Here is an 18,568-nt window from a genome sequence, read left to right on the forward strand (position 1 = left end):
AAAGACACGACCTAAAAACCCTCTTTCTTCTTAGGGAGGACGAGAGCATCTGGCCGTGCATAGAAACGGTCAGGGCCTTTTCCTGCCACATGCGAGGTTTAAAACAAAGAGAGAAAGCAAGTAACGGTCATGTTGTATTCTGCATAGCAGCGACTTATATGTTGAAAAATCAAAATGAAACAAAAAAGCGCAAGAAGGAGTGTGACCATCCTTTCTTGCGCCTTTCTCATTATACCTACTATTTTTAAAGCGGTTACAAATTATTTAAAAATAATTAGTAAATCCACTCATTCATTACTCTAGAATACTCAACTAGTTCTTCTTTTTTAAAGAAAATACCAATTTCACGTTCTGCACTTTCAAGAGAATCTGAACCGTGAATAATATTTTTCCCAACAGTTAGTCCAAAGTCACCACGAATTGTACCAGGTGCAGCTTCACTTGGTTTTGTTTTTCCCATCATATTACGAGCTGTTTCCACAACGCCTTCACCTTGCCATACCATTGCAAAAACAGGTCCAGATGTAATAAAATCTACTAATTCACCGAAGAATGGCTTTTCTTTATGCTCACCGTAGTGCTCTCCAGCAATCTCTGGTGTGATTTGCATTAGCTTAGCTCCGACTAATTGAAAGCCCTTTCTTTCGAATCTAGCAACAATCTCCCCAATGATTGCACGTTGCACACCATCTGGTTTTACCATTAAAAACGTTTTTTCCATAATAAATCTCTCCACTTCTCATTATGTATATAATTGTATATCCCCAAACACATAGTATCACCCTTATCAGAATTGTGCAATAGTTTTGAAATGGAGAGATTATTATTTTTCTCAAAAAACATTTAAAATTTACGTTTTCCAATATATTTTGCAACATTTTGCAACGCCAGTTTTGCCTGTCCACGTGGCAACGGCTTAATCACTTCTAGTGCTTTATGTAAATATCTCTCGCTAAATGCAAATGCTTGATCAATTGCATCACTATTTTTGACTGCTTCAATAAGTCTCTTCATTTCATCCGAAGACATATTTTCGTTAACTTGAACAATTCTCTCACGAAGTACTCGGTCTTCCATTGCATATAAAACAGGAAGTGTAATATTACCTTGTAATAAATCTCCCCCTGCTGGTTTTCCAAGCTTTTCTTCTGTTGATACAAAATCTAAAATATCATCAATAATTTGATATGACATACCAACAAAGTACCCATACCAAAACAAACGATTTACAGTATCCCGACAAGCTCCAGATGCAAGGGCACCTAATTGACAGCTAGCTGCAATTAACAATGCTGTCTTCCGCTTTATACGGCGTAAATATGTTCGTAAATTTTGCCCAAAATCATACTTATCTTTAATTTGCTCAATTTCACCTTTACATACTTCAAGAATTGTATTTGATAATGCTTTATGTACTTCTGGATTTTCTAAATTTGTAATGCATTCCAGAGATTTTGCAAATAGATAGTCACCTGTATACATTGCAATGCGATCACCCCAATTGGCATTTACAGTCGCACTTCCTCTTCTTAAAAGAGCGGCATCTATTACATCATCATGCACAAGAGAAGCCATATGAATAAGCTCTAATGCAACCGCAACATGCTTAATCACATCAAGCTTATAATCGCCAAATTTCCCTGCAAGCAGAACGAAAACAGGTCGGATTCGTTTTCCACCGGCCTCAATTAGTTGCAACGCTGCTTCTTCCAGCAATTGTTGCTCAGAAGCAACAACTATTTTTAGTTCTTTCTCAATTTTATCAATATCCAATCGTAAAAAAGAATACATAAGTTGTAACTTCATATCGTTCACCTTAACCTAAAACTTCTTTTCTATTTTATCCCGCTCTAATCAATAACAAAACTTCCACCTTAAATTTATCAAAAAATAAAAAAGGCAGGTGGGAGATAACTTCTAATATGCTCTCGATTGCTGAAGGCTTTCCATCATCAAAAATACATTTCTTTATTTACTTCGGTTTATATCCTAAATGCATTGCTGCTACCCCAAAAGTAAACGGCTTTACTTGTACTTTTTCTAATCCAGCTTCTTCAAACATACGAGCCAATTCTTTCATCCCTGGAAATGTGCTTGCAGATTCTTGTAGCCATGAATATTCTTTGTAACTTTTGGCAAATAATTTTCCAAATAACGGCATGATAAATTTAAAATATAACAAGTAGCCTTGGCGGATTCCAATCATTGTCGGTTGAGATGTTTCTAAACAAATAACCTTTCCACCTGGTTTTACGACACGCGTCATTTCCTTTAATACCTGCATATAATCTGGTACGTTCCGGAGCCCAAATCCAATTGTGACATAATCAAACATATTATCCTCAAATGGCAATTCCATCGCATTACCATGAAGTAACTCTACTTGATTTAATTGTAAAGCAGCCACTTTCTCTTTTCCAACAGAAAGCATATTTTTACTAAAATCTAATCCATATACCTTCCCGCTAGAACCGACTGCATCAGCAAGCCCAATCGTCCAGTCAGCCGTTCCACAACATACATCAAGCGCTATGCTGCCCGGTTGAACATCCATAATTCGCATTGTTTCTTTGCGCCATGCTTTATGTCTTTGAAAGCTAATAACCGAATTCATTACATCGTATTTATTGTATATCTTCTCAAATACGTCATGTACTCTTTCTTCTTTTGATTGTTGCATGCTTTACCCTTCTTCCAACTGTAAATTCAAAATGTTCAAGTAGCCTCTTTCAATGTGGAAAGAAATGTTCCAATTCCTGTATTATTTTGCACCAAAGTATTGACCTGACTTCGCATTTTTCTTATTAATTCGTTATATAAGGTTTCTACTTTTATTTCACCATCATGAGACAAAATCTTTTGAAATGCAGCAAATACAGGTGACGATTCTTTCTTCGTGTATATTTGATACTCAGTTTGCAAACGATCTATTGTTAACATGTTAGTTATTGCAGACTTTACATGCGGCACCTGAAAATGGTCACATGTTTTCTGTAAAAGAGCCGATTCAATCAATCCGACACTTTTTAACATTTCTTCAATCGTTTCATACGTTTGCTGATATAGCATAATTTTTTGTTCATTGATTTCTTTAATTCCGTCTGCTAAGGCACGAATCAATGTGATGTCATGATTCATTGAAAGTAAATAATAATATAACCCGCTGTAATAATCACCCGCTAATACCGTTAATTGGCGCCGCTTATGAAATTCATCAGTCTCTTCTTTATTTGATACTTTCTCATGCGTGTCCAAAGCAATTTGTACAAGCATAATTGTAACTGCGTAATGTTCAATTTGTTCTTTATGTAAGTTTGCGCTTTTTAAAATGGAATATAAGAACGCTATTTTTTTTTCATCAACAACTGGTTCTTCAATATATTTTATAAAATAAGGATGGCGTAGTTTTTTATATAGCTGCTCCTTTATATCCGCAAACCCTCCGTAAATTTCATCCACAAAAATCACCCTTGTTTTCTAATTCATAAAACCTATTATAACACATTCATTCATTTTTCTATAAATAAAACTTGACGCAACAAACTAAAGTAAAAATTGACCTTTATTTCCCCTTATCTTAACCATTAAATTATTATAAAATGAAACTTCCATAGTCCCCTCACCATTTAGGTATATATTAGCAGTTATTCCTCCCCATCTTCTTTTTTCTAAATCTTGAAATAGGAGTCAATAATAGCTATATATCCATTTTAATTTTCTGACATATAAATCGTCGCTATGCAGAATACACCATGACCGCTACTGGCTTTCTCCTTTTGTTTGAAACTTTGCATGTGGCAGGAAAAAGCCCTGACCGTTTCTATACGCCGCCAGATGCACTCGTCCACCAAAAAAGAAGGGGTTTTTAATTTATATATGGGTAGATAAAAAAAGAAAAGCAGTTTCCTGCTTTCCTACTAATTCGTCTTAATAAAAGTTAAAATCTCCGCACGTGCTGCTACGTCTGCTTCTAACGTACCACGCACTGCGGTTGTTACAGTTTTGGCACCAGGTTTTTTCACACCGCGCATTGTCATACACATGTGCTCTGCTTCTACAACAACCATCACACCATGCGGCTCTAATACTTCCATAATAGAATCTGCTACTGTTGATGTAATGCGTTCTTGTAATTGCGGTCGACGTGCAACTGTATCTACCGTACGTGCCAATTTACTTAGTCCAGTTACTTTTCCACCACGTGGAATATATGCAACGTGAGCAACGCCATAAAACGGAACGAGATGATGCTCACACATAGAAAAGAACGGAATATCCTTTACCAATACAAGTTCTTCATGATCTTCACCAAACACTTTATGTAAATGTTCTTTCGGATCTTCATGCATACCAGAAAATACTTCTGCATACATCTTCGCAACACGTTTTGGTGTATCTAATACGCCCTCACGATTTGGATCGTCCCCAATTGCTTCTAAAATTAGGCGTACTGCATGTTCTATTTGCTCTAAGTTTACATTTGCCATCCGCTATCCCTCCCGAATAAAACCTAAAAATACTACGAACACATTCTAGCATATATATGTTTTTAAATGCAAAAAGAAGAGTTTCCAATAAGGAAACTCTTCTTCCCCGTAAATATGTAAGGATTATTTAACCGCATCTTTTAGCGCTTTACCAGGTTTGAATGCAGGTACTTTGCTTGCCGCGATTTCAATTTCCTCACCAGTTTGTGGGTTGCGTCCTTTACGAGCCGCACGCTCACGAACTTCGAAGTTACCAAATCCGATAAGTTGTACTTTATCACCTTGCTTTAAAGCTTCTAAGATGGAATCAAAAACAGCGTCAACTGCTTTTGTTGCGTCCTTTTTAGAAAGGGAACTTGCTTCTGCAACAGCATTGATTAAATCTGTCTTGTTCATGCCATTCACCTCCTCCCAAAGATACGACTGTATAATGATCATAAAATGAGTCTTACCTTCATTTGTAGGCAATTTTTACAAATTCTATACTACAAAGGTATAGATAAATCATTATCTAGGCCTATATTATACGATTCTCCTTTATAATTCAATATTTTTAAAGAAAATGTTGCCGTGAAATTGTAAAAAACTAATGAAACTTGACAATCAACTATAAAGTATTAGATAATGACATTTTGTTTTTCTATGAAAAATAAAAAAAGACCCCAAAATAAGGAGTCTTTCGATTATAAAATAATTGCTATTAAGCCGCCCGATCCTTCATTTATAATTCGTTCTAGCGTTTCTTTTAACTTATAGCGAGCATTTTCTGGCATTAATGATAATTTTGCCTGAATCCCTTCTCGAACAATTGAGCTAAGTGAACGCCCAAAAATATCAGAATTCCAAATAGAAAGTGGATCATCTTCAAAATCTTGCATTAAATAGCGAACGAGCTCTTCACTTTGCTTTTCTGTTCCAATAATCGGTTCAAATGTTGATTCCACATCAACTTTAATCATATGAATCGACGGGGCAACAGCTTTCAATTTCACACCAAAGCGTGATCCATGTCGAATAATTTCCGGTTCATCTAAGCTCATATCTGCTAAGGCCGGTGCTGCAACACCGTATCCGGTTTGTTTTACCATTTTCAGCGCATCCGCAACTTGATCATATTCAATTTTTGCATGAGCGAAGTCGAGCATTAGTTTTAACAAATGATCTCGGCCTCGAATTTCAACACCTACCACTTCTTTTAAAATTTGATCGTACAATTCATCTGGTGCATATAAATCAATCTCTGCAACACCTTGCCCCATATCAATCCCTGCCAAACTTGCACGATCGATAAATTCATATTGACTAAATTGCCATACAACGCGATCAACATCACGAAGTCGCTTAATATCTTTCACCGTTTCTTGAACAGCCTCTTGATAGCTTTGACGAAGCCAATGGTTGTCATTTAGCACCATTACCCAGCTTGGAAGATTTACATTCACCTCAAGAACCGGAAATTCATATAACGCCTCACGTAATACGTTATATACATCGCCTTCTCTTAGTCCTTCTACACTCATTGCCAACACCGGGATATCATATTCTTCTACTAAACTTTGACGAAGTTGTTCTGTATCAGGATGATAGGGCTGTACTGTATTAATAATCATAATAAACGGTTTCCCTACTTCTTTTAATTCATTTACAACCCGTCCTTCCGCTTCAATATAATCGCGGCGTGGGATTTCTCCGATTGTTCCATCAGTTGTGATGACTACCCCAATTGTAGAATGCTCTTGAATTACTTTGCGCGTTCCAATTTCCGCCGCTTCATGAAATGGGATTGGTTCTTCATACCACGGTGTATTTATCATACGTGGCCCATTTTCATCTTCATATCCTTTCGCTCCTGGGACAGTATAACCCACACAATCTACTAAGCGAATATTTACATCAAGCCCTTCATCAACATGGATAGAAACCGCTTGGTTTGGAACAAACTTTGGTTCTGTCGTCATAATTGTACGCCCTGCTGCGCTTTGCGGCAGTTCATCCTGTGCGCGCTGGCGATCTGAATCATTTTCAATGTTTGGAATGACAACTAGCTCCATAAACTTCTTAATAAAAGTTGATTTCCCTGTTCGGACAGCCCCTACAACCCCGAGATAAATATCACCGCCTGTGCGCTCAGCAATATCTTTAAAAATATCAACCTTTTCCAAGTGATTCCCTCCCTCAAAATTTTTGGGAATAAATCATGATTATTCTTGTAGTTGGACAATACAGCATATGATTTTGTCCCAATTTCATATGACTATTTTAAAAAAACTTTTTATTAGCGATGCAAATATTTCAAGAAGTAAAAAACCCTTCTTCTAGAACTTATTCGCTAAAAGAAGGGTTCATGACTTATCACTTAAAAAAAATTGGTTCTTTATCCTTCACTGTATATGGCAAAGAATAAGCTGGTACAAATGGAGTATGCTTTACAAGCAACTGACGAATATCGTCTCCTTCTTTTACTTCATCACCATGTTTTTGTAACATGTCGTATAAGTCAATGCGATAATCAATATATACCTCACCTTTCTCGTCAACAACAAAAGGTAAGTTTTTACCAGAATAAGGGCTTTCCACTTGAGGAATTTCTTTATAGCCCATTTTATTATAATCAAGCTCATACACACCATCTGTAATTACTTTTTTAAATGGTGGATATCGATGCTCATCACGATAGATTTGTAGTTTCAACTTTAAATCTTGAACCCGCTCCGCTGTTCGTACATCAATTAATTTCACAGTTGGATTTGTTTCTACATCAACTAATACATACTGATAAATGCCGCCGCTTTCAAAAGCATTTCCAGGAGGTTCTTGCATTAGTCTAGGCGTAATCTTTTGAAAATCAATCGGATATTTTTGATAGATTGGTGTATTCATATCACGTGTTTTAATAGGCAATATATGACCATTTTGTTCTCTATATGTATTAACCGCTATTTGTACCGCTTGTAATTGGTCTTCATATGGTACGGCGTGTTGTTGCACCTTTTCTTTCGGATATAGACAACCAGATAGAATAATAGTGCAGCATATTACGAAAATCATTAGTATTTTCTTCATTAGAAATCCGTCCTTTAGTTTCTATTGTTCGATTGGTCCGCTAAATACGACAAGAAAGATAATAAATCCTGATACAACCATACATGCATATGCAAACAAAGCTGTAAACCCTTTCAAAAATGTATTCTTTATTTTATGACGACTTAGCAAAATGAAAGCAACAGAAATAAACATGAGAGCCATTGCCCCCAAAGCAAACCACATCTTTATAAGACCAACAGACATATATCCCCCTCCTAATGTATTTTCCTATTATTTTAACAAATTATAACTTTTAAACAAATGAAAATAATCTATTTATTTGACAATACCTCAAAATTCAGCAAAAGCATTGTCCAGCTTTAGCGGCTAGAATCTCCGGTCGTTTCGCCCCTCGGACGAGGCGAAGAGTACCTCTCTACCTTTGGCGCGGGCGTCCTACCATTCTGAGCGAGCCGCTTTTCTAAAGAGGTTAGGCGGGAGATAAACTTCTGGCATGTGCCCGATTGGTGGGGGCTAATTATCAGTGGGGGAGGAAGCCTCCCCCCTACTGATTAAAGTTTCATCTTATATTGAAACGAATAAAAACCGAAGCGAACGGGACTTCTTCGCTTCGGTTGACCAAATGCTCCCACAAACAGCTCATATTCATTCCTTCATAGTATCGTATGCAATGTATATAACAAGGGTTTCTCATACTTTATTTTTTAAACATTTTAGTCAATGAACTAAAGTCAGTTGGCATATTATTATTAATAATCGCATTTATAATTTGCTCTTCTTTTTCTTTTGATACATCTCTTCCCGCCATTGTTGCAACCTGATGAATTAACTGACGTAACACTTTTTCATCGCGTAAATTTGAATTTTGAACCGAAGAGGCTAATTTAAAAATATCTTCTTTATTTACTTTGGATTCCTTTTCAATATTGTTGAATAAATTATTATCCACCTTGTTCACCCTCTCATGTAATCTACACTTCATCGTATGCAGAAAATAAAGAATGGTGAAAAAACCCAAAAGAAAAAGCTGTACAAATGTCTTTTTACATTTGTACAGCTTTTTTTACAGCAAGTCTGGAATGGCTTCTACTTCGTGTTTACGCACACGTCCCATCAACATTCCAACAGCATCTTTTACATTTTTCCCATTAAATAACACATCATATAAAACAGTTGTAATCGGCATTTCGACATCCATTTTCTTAGCCATCTCATATGCTGCTTTCGTTGTCCGTACGCCTTCAACAACCATTCCCATATTATCTAATACTTCTTGTAACGAGCAACCTTTACCAAGCATGTTACCAGCACGCCAATTTCGGCTATGAACACTCGTACATGTTACAATTAGGTCACCCATACCTGTCAGGCCAGCAAACGTTAATGGGTTCCCACCCATTTTACGTCCTAAACGAGCAATTTCTGTTAATCCTCGCGTCATAAGTGCTGCCTTAGCATTATCTCCTAAGCCAATTCCATCAGTAATACCCGCCGCAAGGGCAATGATATTTTTTAGCGCTCCGCCAAGTTCAACTCCAATAATATCTGGGTTTGTATATACACGGAAATAGCTATTCATAAATAAGTCTTGAACCTCTTCAGCTGCTTCCATACGCTTTGCAGCTGATGTAACTGTTGTAGCTTGGCGCAATCCAACTTCTTCTGCATGACTCGGTCCTGATAAAACAACCACATCGCGAATGAGATGTGCCGGAATTTCTTCTTCAATCACTTCCGAAATACGCTTTGAAGTTCCTGGTTCAATCCCTTTACTCGCATGAATCCATGTAATTGGCTGCGAAACAAATGTTTTCAGATTTTGCAATACTTCTCGATATGCCTTTGTAGGTACAACGAGAAGTACTGTATCAACCCCTACTAATGCCTCTTCTAAGGAAGAGTAAGCAACGATACCAGCTGGCAGTGTAATCCCCGGAAGATAACGACTATTCTCATGTTTTTCATTAATTTCATCCATAAGTTCTGCTCGATTTCCCCAAAGACGTACATCATGGCCGTTGTCAGCTAATACCATTGCTAACGCCGTTCCCCAGCTACCTGCTCCTACTACTGTGATTTTTTTCATAAAATCACATCCTCTCCATTAGTCTCGTGCTCTTGCAATAACTTTAATTGGTGTTCCTACGAAACCAAACGCATCGCGCAGACGATTTTTCAAGAAGCGCTCATATGAGAAGTGCAGTAACTCTGGATCATTTACGAACACAACAAATGTCGGTGGTTTCACCGCGACTTGTGTTGCATAGAAAATTTTCAAACGTTGTCCATTATGCGTTGGTGTTGGATTCATTGCAACAGCATCCATAATTACATCGTTTAATACATTTGTTTGTACACGAATACTATGACTTGCATTTACCTCATTAATAACAGGAAGTAGTGTGTGTGTACGTTTTCTCGTTTTTGCAGATAAGAATACGATTGGTGCGTAATCTAAAAATTGGAAATGAGCACGAATATTCTCTTCGAATTCCTTCATCGTTTTCTCATCTTTTTCAACCGCGTCCCATTTATTTACAACAATAATAACAGCACGACCTGAATCATGGGCATATCCAGCAATTTTTTTATCTTGTTCAATGATTCCTTCTTCACCGTCTAAAACAACTAAAACAACATCAGAGCGTTCAATTGCTCGAAGTGCACGAAGCACACTATACTTTTCAGTACTTTCATATACTTTTCCTTTTTTGCGCATTCCTGCTGTATCAATGATAACGTAATCTTGTCCATCTTTGCTGTACGGCGTATCAACCGCATCACGTGTAGTACCTGCTACATTACTAACGATTACACGTTCTTGACCAAGAATTGCATTTACCATTGATGATTTTCCAACGTTCGGGCGACCGATTAAACAGAATTTAATCGTTTCATCATCGTACGGTTCTTCTTCAATTTGCGGGAAATGTTTTGCTGCTTCATCTAATAAGTCCCCTAAACCTAAACCGTGCGTTCCAGATATAGGAAACGGTTCCCCAAAGCCTAACGCATAAAAATCGTAAATATCGCTGCGCATCTCTGGATTATCTACCTTATTCACAGCTAATACAACTGGCTTTTTAGAACGATATAAAATCTTTGCAACTTCTTCATCCGCAGCTGTTACACCGTCGCGACCATTTGTCATAAAAATAATAACATCAGCCTCATCAATCGCAACTTCTGCTTGTTGACGAATTTGTGTCAAGAATGGCTCGTCTCCAATATCAATTCCACCTGTATCAATAATGTTAAACTCATGATTTAACCATTCTCCTGCGCTATATATACGATCTCTTGTTACACCAGGGATATCTTCAACAATCGACACTCTTTCTCCAACAATTCTATTGAAAATAGTAGATTTCCCCACATTTGGGCGTCCTACTATTGCCACTACCGGTTTTGGCATATACTTTCATCCTTTCTATTTGCTTCTGTTATTATGTAAAAAACCCTTCTTTGTGCAAGAAGGGATTTGCATTCCAGAATATTTCTCTTCGTATCAAAACATCTCATATTATAACACATTTTAAGAATGTTTCACAATAATATATAAGTTCTCTTGCAAACGGTGGGCAATTCCATCTAAGATCGCTTCTAAATTACTAGCAACAAACTCCATTTCTTCTACTGTCTCACATACAAATAATGGAGCCCCGCCAGCAAACTTTTCCGGAATTGTTGTAATAACAGCAAGAATACATTTTTCTAATATCATCCTTTTTCTCCCCTTCCATTTGGGGCCTCAGAAGACATATGAATCGCACTTTCTAATGTTGGAACATTCCCAATGACCTGAATCGCTTTATTTACATCTTGATCTTGCGGCAAAACAAATATGCCTATTCTCCCATCATTTAAATCACGTTTTGCAAGCGGTACAAGTGCAGGTGTTCCAGAATCTCGATATACACCAAGCGCAACAGATATATCATGCAAAATCGCTTGTCTTTGACCAAGGTTTGCTAATGTTACCCGAGCATCAATAGATTTTGGTTTTAAAATAAAACCCATACCATACTTCATAATTTCTTTTTGTCTTGCTGGTAAACCGATATTCATAATATAAATATTATCAACATAAAGGCCTGCTCCTTCAAAATGCAATGGAGCATGCTCAACTTCAACAAGATCGTGCAGCCGTTTACCAGACATCAACTTTTTCGCGAAAAAGAATCCTATAATTCCAGCTAAAATACCGGCATACCACGATTTAAATCCTAAATAAGCAAAGGTTGCTAAGAAAGAAGTTAACATTGCTAAATAATTACGGCTCTCAAACACAATTGCAATTCCCTCAATATACGTATTGCCCCTAGGGACAAGTTCATACCCGTCTAATTGCTGCAATGTATTCCGCTCCATATTCCGTACATCACGAAACTGCGATGCTGCTAATGTCAGAAATGTAATAGCAGAGAAATCCTTTTTCAAAATAGCTGGAATGGCAACCGCCCCAAGAGCAGCTGCAATAATTCCCATTGCAATATGAATAATCTTGCCATGTAAACGAGTGGGATACTGCCTTGTATCAGTTTGAAGCATTAAAATTCGTGTGACGGTTCCAACAGTTACTCCAAGCAACATAGCTGATGTATACGAATTCATAAGTTAACCTTGTCCCTCCTTCACTTGCTTTTGCTTAAATTGCTCTGTATATGTCATTATTTTTCCAAATCCGTATAAAAGACTAAAGAACATGGTAGACACAGCAATCATATTAAAAAATTGTAAATTTCCTAATTGATACGGAAAATTAAATGTTTTTAAGATGAAAGCTACAAACACCTCACCCTGCAACGCCCCTGCATATAAGCTCCATATACGTAATACACGATCCCTATGTAATAAAACAGATGTATAAACGAGAATACTACTTAACATCCATGTACGATCTACAACAATCCAAATTGGATCATATAGTTCGATTAAAGAAAAACTTGCATATAACATCGCGATCATAAGTGCACATAGTAAAGTGTAGATCTTTTTCCATACTGAATATGCCGCAATTCCAATAAATGAGATCCCTCCTAACAAAAGAGCGTTTACCGAAATTGTAATAGAAGCAAAAGATATCACTGCTTGCGAACAAATAATTAATAATAAAATACCGGCACTGAGCCTAAGCCTAACTGTATCTTTTTTCAAAAAAAACGTCGTAACAATCCAACCCATCCATGCTAAAAAATAAAAATAACCACCTTCCAAGTGAACACCTCCTATTATTTCCATTATGGGAATTGTTTATGAAAAATAATCATTTTCTACCGCTGCATATTTTTAAAAATAACAGCAACACTTTGTACTAAGGAGGTGGGAACACCATGGGTAAAGATCGTCAAGAGAAGAAATTGAAACAATCACGACGCGTAGAATCCGACCGCAGCCAATCATTACAATATCCTGGTGCAACAGGACTCGATACACCGGAGCAAGCACGAAGACAAAATCAACATTAAAACAAAGAACCAGCCGACATACCGTTGGCTGGTTCTTTGTTTTCACATATTAATAACTATATGAATCCATTTTGATTTTCCGACATATAGATTGCTGCTATGCAGAAAAAAAGGAGCTTCCACTCGCCTTCTGACTTTGTTTAAACTTCGCATGTGGCAGGAAAAGGCCCTGACCACTTCTATGCATAGCCAGATGCTCTCGCCCACCTAAAAAAAGATGGTTTTATATCGGTTTTTAATTTGGATTTATATAGTTCATCATTCCTTGTTCTGTGGCTTTCTTTATTGCTTCAACACGGTTAGAAACATGAAGCTTTGAATATATGTTAATAATGTGCGTCTTAACTGTCGAAATCGATATACACAATTGTTCACCAATTTTCTTATTTGATGCCCCAGTCGCAAGAACCTTCAATACCTCTAATTCTCTATTACTTAACAGAATATTCTCTTTATCATGATCCCCTAACTGTAATAACGTGTATAAAAACTCCCGCTCTCTTTCATTTAAATCTTGCAACCGTTCTTCTTTTAATAACATCAATAATGTTTGAATTTGTTTATCTATCCTTAAGTAAGGTAATAAAATATGATTTTCATAACTATAATGTACCGCTTCTCGTAATAAATTTAAAAGCTCCCGCTTATGCTTTTGCATATCATTTCCTAAGATAAGAACTTTTAATAATAACGCTTCTATTAATAGTACTTTCACTTTATGCTTTCTCGTAAATTCCGCAACTTCATCAAGTAACTGTAATGATTCTTGCACATGTCCTTTCTGCAATAAAATCTGAGCATATAACAATTTATCTTCAGTTCGTAGTTTCTTTTTTTCTTTCTTTTGTTTGTACATCAATACGAACTGATCTAATTGCTGTGCATATTCTCCATCAACATGAATCGCATATTTTAGTATGGAGGATATAAACAGCTCATTTTGATACACCTCAAATGTTTGTAACTTTCGAATCGTTTCGTTTGCTTGCTGTTTATCACCTTTCAGAAATTGAAGTTCCATTAAATTATATAAATAAGCTTTTCCTACAACAGCTTCGTCACCTTGTACATGTTGTAGTGATTTTTCAGCCTCCTCTAATTGTAAGCGTTTTAAATAAATACCCGTAATTCCAATATGACAAGTTACTGTGAGAGCTGATAAAAATGGATGTTGTTCAATTACCTGAAAAAGCTGCTTATATAAGCTCTCACACTCTTTTAAATCTCCTAATTCCTCTTTAATCTGGCATAAAGAACTTAAAATGCCCATTTTCACATATGGATTTTTCATTCTCTTCTCAAGCACAGACGCTTTATCAAGCACATATAGTGCATCCTTGATTCGCTCCTGAAACCTCAGAAAAAATGATAATTCTACATAAATGATCGCCTTAGTTACATCACTTATATCCATGTCTTCAATTTCATTTATAAACAAAACATCTAATTGTAAATTATTTTCCTCAATTAAAGCCTTGCAAAATTCGAATACCCTCCAAGGATGATGACCACTTTCCCCTTCGTACACGATATTTAATATTTCTGTACACTGTTCAAACTCCATATTACAATAATGGTAAAAAATGAGTTGAAACGTCATCTCTTTATTTTGCACAATACACGTTAACGGAATATGTTGCAAATAACTCCATCCTTGTGGATTTTGTCCGTGCACTTCAATTTTTCTGAGCGCATCCTCAAAACATTGCATCTCTAATAATTGTTTTATACATTCCTCAAAATCACCGCATCGTTCGTATACTTCTGCCGCTCGTAAACGTAACTTCTTTTGTTTCTCCTTTTCTAACCGCTTAAAAGAATGTTGTAAAAACTGTTGAAAAATAGCATGATAGCGATATATTCCACGATCTTCATCAAGATTAATTATAAATAAATGCTTTTGAAATAGACGTGTAATTATTTCTTTTGTACCTTGTTTTTCCAATAATTTATTACAAATTTCCTCATTAAAATAACTTAAAATAGATGTTTTCACGAGAAAGTCTTTTTCATCTTCTTCCAGCGCATCTAAAATCTCTTTCGATAAATAAGTAATCATATATTTATTCAGCACTTTCATATGCTGTGTGCAATCATTTTTATGATAAGAACGTGCAAGTGCAATTAACTGAAGACCACCAATCCACCCTTCTGCCAACATGTTCATATCATGAATTACCTCATAATTTAGATCCATCCTCAATGTATCTTTAATAAATCGAAAACCTTCATCTGCCGAAAACTTTAATTCTTCTTCTCCAATTTCTAATAGTCTTCCTGATATGAGAAAATCACCTACATAAAATTTAGGTTCTTCCCTCGTTAATAAGACAATGCGAACATTTTCTGAGGAATGCTTTAAAAAATATTCCATTGTTTTATTAACATCAACATCCGTTATATAATGAAAATCATCAATAATAATCGTAATATCATCTTTTGTACTTAATAAGTTAATTAAAGCTACAATAATACGTTTCATATCATCTTTATGCATAATCATCTGAAATAAAGAAATAATGTCTTTTATTTCTTCAATATATACACGCATACTCTCTAACATATAGTACCAAAAAGAAAATACATTATTATTCTCTTTATCTAGTGTAATCCACGCAATTGAAAATTCTTGGTTTTCTTTTACAAAAGAAGAGCATATAGTCGTTTTTCCACTACCAGCTGATCCTTTCACAACTACAAGCTTATAATCGTACAATGTTTCTAATTTTTTTAATACATTTTCTCTACGTACATAATTTTTCCTCGGAGTTGGAGTCATTAATTTTGTAGAAATGATTTGAACTTCTCTCTTCATTTCATCACCTTGTCATTTGTTTTATGCATTTTATTTCCATTTTATATGGTTGACACAGTAAATTTCAATATCGACCTTCCTGTACTCTTTTTTTACAAATGATGATACTAAGCATAAAGAACAACAAGATAATAAAACTTATATACGTAATTGCGCCTCCATACCGTGCTATATTATAACCATTTTCAAAACCGTCAATAATCGATAGATACTGTTTTTGTGGCAACATTCGCACAAACCAATCTACTATCCCATTCTTGTCATTTAAAGTAAAGAAGGCCCCTGATAAAATTGTAGTAAAAATAATAATGGACGAAGACAACATCATTGTATTATCAGTGGTTTCAATAATCGTGCTCATAAATAACGCAAAAGATGTTGCAATCATAACAAGGATAGCCAATAAATAACTATATTCTAAATAACTAAATCCTATATCTACCTGAAACACTATCTTCTCGACGATTAATATAATAAATGTTGGAATATATACAATAAAGAATGTAAAAAGGAAATGTGCAAATAAATAGTTACTAATACGTATAGGTGAAGATACAGTACGTGTAAATGTATGATTTTCTTTATCTTCTGTAAAAAAACTCATAAACATGATACTCTCTAGTAATACAAACATACAAAGATAGCCCAAAATATTCGTACCTATTTTCCTCACTCCACCTGGCTGAAGAGAACCGCTACTTTTTTGTTGAAATGCTATCTCAACTTTTTCTTTAAAATCATGCTCTTTAATCGTCCTTACTTCTATCTCTCCATTGTCTTTTGGGATCACTGCCGCATCATATTTTTTCATTACAAATTCAGACATCCTTGGAATTTCATTCGTATTTTTAATACGAAATCCTTCTACATGTATATTACCCTTGTCTTCTTTTGTTACATACGCAATATTTCCTTTCAATTCAAATTTGGATGTGAAGAAGATAGCGAGTGAAATAGAAATAAACGTAAGGAGAATTGTTAAAAGTATATAATTCTTCTTACTAATAGCTCTCCGGATATTATGACGAAAAACAATGAAAATCTCGTTCATACATAATCCTCCACTTTAAATAGAAATTTACAACCAACTAATCCGAAACAAGTTAACAAAACTAACACACCGCCTGTTGTAAGAAAAAGACTAAAATCTTGATCATATATGATCTTCATCACACATTCTACAACCCACTTTACTGGTGAAATATATGATATTGTTCGAACAGCATCCCCTAATCCATCAAGAGAAAAGAATACTCCTCCTAAAATTGCGAAAGCGTTATTTAACAAACTTAGTATTTTATTCGTTACCTCTTCACTTTTAAACATACAGCAAAACAATACACCAATAACCGCTGATAAAAAATTAAACAACAACATAATGATCATGACATAGCCAACATTCCTTCCTCCAAATGTTACATGCAGGCCTACATGCGCTACACACATGACAAATAAGTAACAAACAGATGTAAAAGTAAATGTAGCAAATATTTTCGACAAATATAGATAAGAAACACGAATTGGGCTATACATAACTCGTAAATTACTATTTTTCAATCTTTTCTCCATAAAACTATTAGAAGCTGTCATTGATACATTCAAGATGCCATAAATCAAAATTGTAACGCCATAATAATCATAGGATGTAATCCCACTTTCTCCGTAACTACCATTACTCAAATAACCGAAAATTAATATAAATAAAATCGGAGAAATTGTATTCGTTAGTAAAAGGACTGGATTCATGACAATATTGACTACATCGCGTTTATATAACACAAAGAAGCTCATTATTTTCACCTTCAATCTCTTAATTTTCTTCCCGTTAACTGTAAAAACACTGTCTCTAAACTTGCACGTTCACTCATAATATTTTTCACTTTCATTCCTTCATTTACAAGAAGCGTAATGATTTTATCCAAATTTTCCACACCTTTTAATACAACAACTTCTATTAGCTCGTCTTTTATTATTACTTCTTTCATTCCTTCAATTTTAAAAAAGCCCTCTTCTATACCAGCTGTTATCTGTTCACATTCAATGAAATAGCGTTTTTCATCCGCGATATACTTTTTGAGCTCTTCTTTTGTTCCCTCTGCAACAATCTCACCATGATCCATAATGATAATTCTCGTCGATATCTCTTCTACTTCCTCCATATAATGGGTTGTATAAATAATTGTAGATCCTTGTTCTTGTAATTGTTGAATCGACTGTAAAATATGATTTCGAGATTGCGGATCAATCCCAACTGTCGGTTCATCCATAATAATAACTTTTGGTTTATGTGCAATTGCACACGCTATATTCAGCCTTCTTTTCATTCCGCCCGAAAAAGTTTTCGGTTTTTCATTTTTCCTATCAAGCAGCCCAACAAATTGCAACGCTTCATCTACAGATTGCTGTAATTGTGTTCCTTTCAAGCCATAAAGGGCTGCAAAAAATGCTACATTTTTTTCCGCTGATAGATCTTCATAAATCGCTAAATCCTGGGGGACAATACCGAGATTGCGCTTTACATATCGTGCATGTTTTTTTACATCTTTTCCTTCAAATAAAATTTCGCCCCCGTCGTATTGCAAAATGGTCGACAAAATATGAATAGTTGTACTTTTCCCCGCACCATTTGGACCTAGGAAACATAAAATTTCACCTTCTCTTACATCGAATGAAATCCCATTTAATGCTTTAAATTGCGCGTAACATTTTTCTAACTCTCTTACTTCAATTAACTTTTCCATATCATCCGCTCC

20 protein-coding genes are annotated in these 18,568 nt (G+C 35.5%); 1 reads left to right on the plus strand and 19 read right to left on the minus strand.

Annotated features, from left to right (window positions below; translation table 11 throughout):
• Window positions 1-274: 274 nt before the first annotated feature.
• From ndk to Q9306_RS07860, 15 genes are all read right to left on the minus strand, one after another.
• Window positions 275-721 (minus strand): nucleoside-diphosphate kinase, encoded by a 447-nt coding sequence (gene ndk / locus Q9306_RS07790; protein WP_098915284.1) that lies wholly within the window; start codon window positions 719-721, stop codon window positions 275-277.
• Between the two features lie 122 nt (window positions 722-843).
• Complete coding sequence (hepT, locus tag Q9306_RS07795; RefSeq protein ID WP_306196978.1) at window positions 844-1,806, minus strand: heptaprenyl diphosphate synthase component II; 963 nt, start codon at window positions 1,804-1,806, stop codon at window positions 844-846.
• 166 nt (window positions 1,807-1,972) lie between these two features.
• A complete protein-coding gene (locus tag Q9306_RS07800; RefSeq protein ID WP_020059604.1) occupies window positions 1,973-2,680 on the minus strand; it encodes a demethylmenaquinone methyltransferase in 708 nt (235 codons plus the stop codon).
• 35 nt (window positions 2,681-2,715) lie between these two features.
• Complete coding sequence (locus Q9306_RS07805; protein ID WP_306196981.1) at window positions 2,716-3,459, minus strand: heptaprenyl diphosphate synthase component 1; 744 nt, start codon at window positions 3,457-3,459, stop codon at window positions 2,716-2,718.
• Between the two features lie 458 nt (window positions 3,460-3,917).
• Window positions 3,918-4,487: a GTP cyclohydrolase I FolE gene (gene folE, locus Q9306_RS07810; protein WP_306196983.1), complete on the minus strand. Its 570-nt coding sequence runs from the start codon at window positions 4,485-4,487 to the stop codon at window positions 3,918-3,920.
• Between the two features lie 123 nt (window positions 4,488-4,610).
• Window positions 4,611-4,883, minus strand: a complete 273-nt coding sequence (locus Q9306_RS07815; RefSeq protein WP_001043860.1) for an HU family DNA-binding protein — start codon at window positions 4,881-4,883, stop codon at window positions 4,611-4,613.
• Window positions 4,884-5,170: 287 nt separating this feature from the next.
• A complete protein-coding gene (spoIVA, locus tag Q9306_RS07820; protein WP_306196986.1) occupies window positions 5,171-6,649 on the minus strand; it encodes a stage IV sporulation protein A in 1,479 nt (492 codons plus the stop codon).
• A gap of 190 nt (window positions 6,650-6,839) precedes the next feature.
• Window positions 6,840-7,550 (minus strand): hypothetical protein, encoded by a 711-nt coding sequence (locus Q9306_RS07825; protein WP_306196988.1) that lies wholly within the window; start codon window positions 7,548-7,550, stop codon window positions 6,840-6,842.
• A gap of 21 nt (window positions 7,551-7,571) precedes the next feature.
• Entirely contained in the window at window positions 7,572-7,775 is a 204-nt protein-coding gene (locus tag Q9306_RS07830; RefSeq protein ID WP_306196990.1) for a DUF2768 domain-containing protein, read from the minus strand.
• A gap of 454 nt (window positions 7,776-8,229) precedes the next feature.
• The gene (locus Q9306_RS07835; protein WP_154713310.1) at window positions 8,230-8,481 is read right to left on the minus strand and encodes a stage VI sporulation protein F; all 252 of its coding nucleotides are present in this window, start codon (window positions 8,479-8,481) and stop codon (window positions 8,230-8,232) included.
• A gap of 114 nt (window positions 8,482-8,595) precedes the next feature.
• The gene (locus Q9306_RS07840) at window positions 8,596-9,618 is read right to left on the minus strand and encodes an NAD(P)H-dependent glycerol-3-phosphate dehydrogenase (protein WP_306196993.1); all 1,023 of its coding nucleotides are present in this window, start codon (window positions 9,616-9,618) and stop codon (window positions 8,596-8,598) included.
• Between the two features lie 18 nt (window positions 9,619-9,636).
• Window positions 9,637-10,947, minus strand: coding sequence for a ribosome biogenesis GTPase Der (gene der / locus Q9306_RS07845; RefSeq protein ID WP_306196995.1), 1,311 nt, complete (start codon window positions 10,945-10,947; stop codon window positions 9,637-9,639).
• A gap of 120 nt (window positions 10,948-11,067) precedes the next feature.
• Complete coding sequence (locus tag Q9306_RS07850) at window positions 11,068-11,256, minus strand: capping complex subunit for YIEGIA (protein WP_090915573.1); 189 nt, start codon at window positions 11,254-11,256, stop codon at window positions 11,068-11,070.
• The gene (locus tag Q9306_RS07855; protein WP_306196998.1) at window positions 11,253-12,146 is read right to left on the minus strand and encodes a YIEGIA family protein; all 894 of its coding nucleotides are present in this window, start codon (window positions 12,144-12,146) and stop codon (window positions 11,253-11,255) included. The genes Q9306_RS07850 and Q9306_RS07855 overlap by 4 nt, the downstream gene beginning before the upstream one ends.
• A gap of 3 nt (window positions 12,147-12,149) precedes the next feature.
• Window positions 12,150-12,749 carry a YphA family membrane protein gene (locus tag Q9306_RS07860; protein ID WP_306197000.1) on the minus strand — a complete coding sequence of 200 codons (600 nt, stop codon included), beginning with the start codon at window positions 12,747-12,749 and terminating at the stop codon, window positions 12,150-12,152.
• Between the two features lie 116 nt (window positions 12,750-12,865).
• Between Q9306_RS07860 and Q9306_RS07865 the strand changes: the two genes are divergently transcribed.
• Window positions 12,866-13,000 carry a YpzI family protein gene (locus tag Q9306_RS07865; RefSeq protein ID WP_090915567.1) on the plus strand — a complete coding sequence of 45 codons (135 nt, stop codon included), beginning with the start codon at window positions 12,866-12,868 and terminating at the stop codon, window positions 12,998-13,000.
• Window positions 13,001-13,235: 235 nt separating this feature from the next.
• Here the strand turns inward: Q9306_RS07865 and Q9306_RS07870 are convergent, their stop codons facing one another.
• From Q9306_RS07870 to Q9306_RS07885, 4 genes are all read right to left on the minus strand, one after another.
• A complete protein-coding gene (locus tag Q9306_RS07870; protein ID WP_306197003.1) occupies window positions 13,236-15,815 on the minus strand; it encodes a winged helix-turn-helix domain-containing protein in 2,580 nt (859 codons plus the stop codon).
• Between the two features lie 64 nt (window positions 15,816-15,879).
• Window positions 15,880-16,866, minus strand: coding sequence for an ABC transporter permease (locus Q9306_RS07875; protein ID WP_306197005.1), 987 nt, complete (start codon window positions 16,864-16,866; stop codon window positions 15,880-15,882).
• Window positions 16,863-17,606, minus strand: coding sequence for an ABC transporter permease (locus tag Q9306_RS07880; RefSeq protein ID WP_306197007.1), 744 nt, complete (start codon window positions 17,604-17,606; stop codon window positions 16,863-16,865). Before Q9306_RS07880 ends, Q9306_RS07875 begins: the two co-directional genes overlap by 4 nt.
• An 11-nt stretch (window positions 17,607-17,617) precedes the next feature.
• Window positions 17,618-18,556: an ABC transporter ATP-binding protein gene (locus Q9306_RS07885; RefSeq protein ID WP_306197009.1), complete on the minus strand. Its 939-nt coding sequence runs from the start codon at window positions 18,554-18,556 to the stop codon at window positions 17,618-17,620.
• Between the last annotated feature and the right edge of the window lie 12 nt (window positions 18,557-18,568).

This window comes from Bacillus multifaciens (genome assembly GCF_030756675.1).
Classification (GTDB): domain Bacteria; phylum Bacillota; class Bacilli; order Bacillales; family Bacillaceae_G; genus Bacillus_A; species Bacillus_A multifaciens.